Source organism: Blautia sp. ZXY-1-C6 (genome assembly GCF_056339875.1).
In genome coordinates, this window is the sequence record NZ_JBWJVQ010000291.1 from 1 (window position 1) to 3,070 (window position 3,070).

Genomic DNA, 3,070 nt, shown 5'->3' on the forward strand with positions numbered 1-3,070 from the left:
ACTGTACAGCCGGGATTTGGCGGTCAGAAGTATATGGAAGAATGTACGGAAAAGATCAGGGAAGTACGTGAACTGATCGAGGCCGAGGATCTGGATGTAGATGTTCAGGTTGATGGTGGCATCAATGATGAGACAATGGAGACAGTGCTCACAGCAGGTGCAAATCTGCTGGTAGCAGGTTCTTATGTTTTCAACGATGATCTGGCAAAAAATGTAAAACATGCCAGAGAACGAATGGACGAGATCATAAGAAGGATTGACTGAGGAAGAGCATGATAGATACGATAATTGTAAGCGGGGGCAATATCCACAGTGATTTTGCCCTCGATTTTTTAAAAAAGAATGAAGCCTGTCTGATCGCAGCTGATAAAGGGCTGGAATTTTTTCTGGAGCATCAGCTTTTGCCGGATGCAGTTATTGGAGATTTTGACAGTCTGTCTGAAGATGGAAAAAAATTCCTGGAAATTCAGGAAGAAAGAAGTATGGACAGTGAAATTCCCTATGGTGGAATGACTGAGTGGAAATTGCAAAAAGGCTTTGGAAATGAAAAAAAAGAAATAAAAGTTATCCGCCTGAGACCGGAAAAAGATGACTCAGATACACAGTCTGCCATGAATTATGCGATCAGGACCGGTGCGAAAAAGATAGTGATCTTTGGTGTGACAGGAAACAGAGTAGACCATCTGATGGCGAATTTCGGACTCCTTGTCCTGGCACAAAACCAGGGGGCAGAAGTAACACTTGTGGATCGGTATAATTATATGAAGCTTATTTCAGACGGAACAGTTCTGAAAAAGTCAGAACAGTTTGGAAAATATGTGTCATTTTTTCCATTTGGAGGAAATGTGACAGATCTGACTCTGGAAGGATTTAAATATCCCCTGAGTAACTATTGTCTGACAGCAGCAGACAGTGGACTTACTGTAAGCAATGAGATAATCAGCGAACATGCCAGAGTTACATTTAGCTCAGGAGAATTGCTTATGATAATGTCAAGAGACTAAAACGCAAGACACGTTTTTTTGATGAGTTTCCCAGGGAGGCACTGGAGCTTGCAGATGAGCTGAATTTACCGCTTTTTTTACTTTATAGGAAAGACCGCCTGCGGTGCTCTGTTGAATTTAAAAATGCCCGCACGGAGGCGGGCATGATAACAAGAAAAGCCCTGGATTAGAAAATATAAAAATTTTCCTCGCCAAATCGTTATCAGATTTGTCATCATTTAGAAGATAATCCATATCTGGAAGTCCTTTTTCGTTTCTCCTGCTATATAATATTCTGTAAATCATTTTGCATGGATGTTCTCTGGTAATAAGTATTTATGATATCCTGTAAAGTAATCGTATTCATCTTTTCTTCAGCGTTTTTTTGAATTTCATTATAGAATCCCTGCAAGGATAACTGAATATTAATACCAACGCCGCAATCAGGGTTTGTATGAGTATCTAAATGAAGCAGCGGTTTCTCGCCTTCAACTGCCTTATAAATATCCAGCAATGTAATCTGGTCTGCTGGTTTTGAAAGAGAAGGACGGGCATGTCCGGCTACACTGGTCATAAGTCCGGCTTTTTTTAGTTTTAACATAAGTTGGCGTACAAAGCCGGGATTTGTATGGACACTTTCTGCAATTGAGGCGCTGGAGAGAGATTTTTCCTGGTTGATAGCAATCAGAACCATCACATGAACAGTATCACTTAATTTCGTTGAATATTTCATGATAAGAAACTCCTTGTAGTATGATATAATGATTTTGCTTTCACATTTTTGAGACAAAAATAATTCTGGTTTGTCTAAAACATTTCAAGTTCTCAACAGTTCTTTCCAATATGTTGAGAAACTGTGCATATTTATTATTTTGATGATTGTAAATAATATAATTACAACTATAATGAAATTTAAAGGAAAAGTCAACACAGGAATGAAACTTACGGAGGATTGTATAATATGCTGATCGTAGACAAATTTATGAAAACACCAAAATCCTTGCATAAACATTGATTATTATATGATGCGATAAAATATCAACAAAGGAGAACTTATGGAATACAAAAATCAAACAGAAAACCGTGCATTTCAGGAAATGTTGCAGGCAGCAGTAAAACGGCTGCAAAATCGTTCCGGAGAGGATATTGCTGCAAAAAGCGGGGCTGTTTTTCATAGCAGCCGAAATGTGCTTGAAGTACTGAGTTTTTATGAAACGATTGAAATTCAACTCCCTGAGTTTCGTATTAACTCAGACATGGACGAATGGCATTATCTGACATTGCTGCATTATCTGGATATGGCCGATGGAACAGAAGGTTCACAGAAGCTCATTACTTTTGGTAACCTGAAAGATGGATTGATTCGAGGAACCAAGTTTGACCGGACTGCAGAGCAGAAACTGGAAAAGCTTTTGCAGGATAAAGATCCTGAGAAAATTCAGAAAGCATGTAAAAACCTGGGTGCAGAATTCACAGAGACAAAGGCGGATCTGTGTGCTGTTTTTCCAGTTCTGCCAAGATATCCGGTAACTTTAAAGATATGGTTTGCAGATGAAGAATTTCCTGCATCTGGCAAAATATTTCTTCAGGATCATGCCGATCATTATCTGAGTGTAGAAGATGCGGTAACAGTTGGAGAAATTTTGTTGCAAAAATTATCGGAAGCATTTTCTTCTCTCTGATCATGAATCAGAAAACTTTCCAGCCCGGATTTGATAAATTTGTCGATTACTGTCTGAATCTGTTTCCAGTCATTACAGTGATTGCGGAGCATCAGTCTGTTGATGGAAAGGCAGCCATTCATTTGAAAATAAAAAACCGATTCTGCCTGTTCAAAGGTTAGGAGGCTGTGTGACATAAGCCAGGTCACATAGCCTTCTTTTGTATTTTCTGCTATTTTTTCCAGAAGAATAGGGGCAATTGCATCATCCAGAAACAGTGCCCTGTATTGTGATTCCATCTGTATTTTCTGACAGAACGGATAGGAACAGCTTTTTTGATTTAGACAGAATAAATGATCTACAGTTGTTAACATATCCTGAGTCATATCATTAAAAATATCTGATAATACATCATGGATATCGTAG

The 3,070-nt window shown here is 38.7% G+C and carries 4 protein-coding genes and 1 pseudogene; 3 read left to right on the forward strand and 2 right to left on the reverse strand.

The window, feature by feature from the left end; translation table 11 throughout:
- Together AC075J_RS18010 and AC075J_RS18015 are read left to right on the forward strand one after the other, a co-directional pair.
- A pseudogene (locus AC075J_RS18010) lies at window positions 1-264 on the forward strand (ribulose-phosphate 3-epimerase); the annotation flags it as partial.
- An 8-nt stretch (window positions 265-272) separates the two neighbouring features.
- Window positions 273-1,004, forward strand: a complete 732-nt coding sequence (locus AC075J_RS18015) for a thiamine diphosphokinase (protein ID WP_476390580.1) — start codon at window positions 273-275, stop codon at window positions 1,002-1,004.
- Window positions 1,005-1,266: 262 nt separating this feature from the next.
- On the opposite strand, the gene AC075J_RS18020 is transcribed toward AC075J_RS18015, so the two are convergent.
- The gene (locus tag AC075J_RS18020; protein ID WP_055058138.1) at window positions 1,267-1,716 is read right to left on the reverse strand and encodes an Rrf2 family transcriptional regulator; all 450 of its coding nucleotides are present in this window, start codon (window positions 1,714-1,716) and stop codon (window positions 1,267-1,269) included.
- 322 nt (window positions 1,717-2,038) lie between these two features.
- Here AC075J_RS18020 and AC075J_RS18025 point away from each other — a divergent pair, with 322 nt between their 5' ends.
- Window positions 2,039-2,665 (forward strand): DUF3786 domain-containing protein, encoded by a 627-nt coding sequence (locus AC075J_RS18025; RefSeq protein WP_118610332.1) that lies wholly within the window; start codon window positions 2,039-2,041, stop codon window positions 2,663-2,665.
- Here the strand turns inward: AC075J_RS18025 and AC075J_RS18030 are convergent.
- The coding region (locus tag AC075J_RS18030; RefSeq protein WP_476390581.1) for a TetR/AcrR family transcriptional regulator at window positions 2,587-3,070 on the reverse strand (484 nt) is incomplete at its 5' end. The two genes, AC075J_RS18025 and AC075J_RS18030, sit on opposite strands and share 79 nt — an antisense overlap.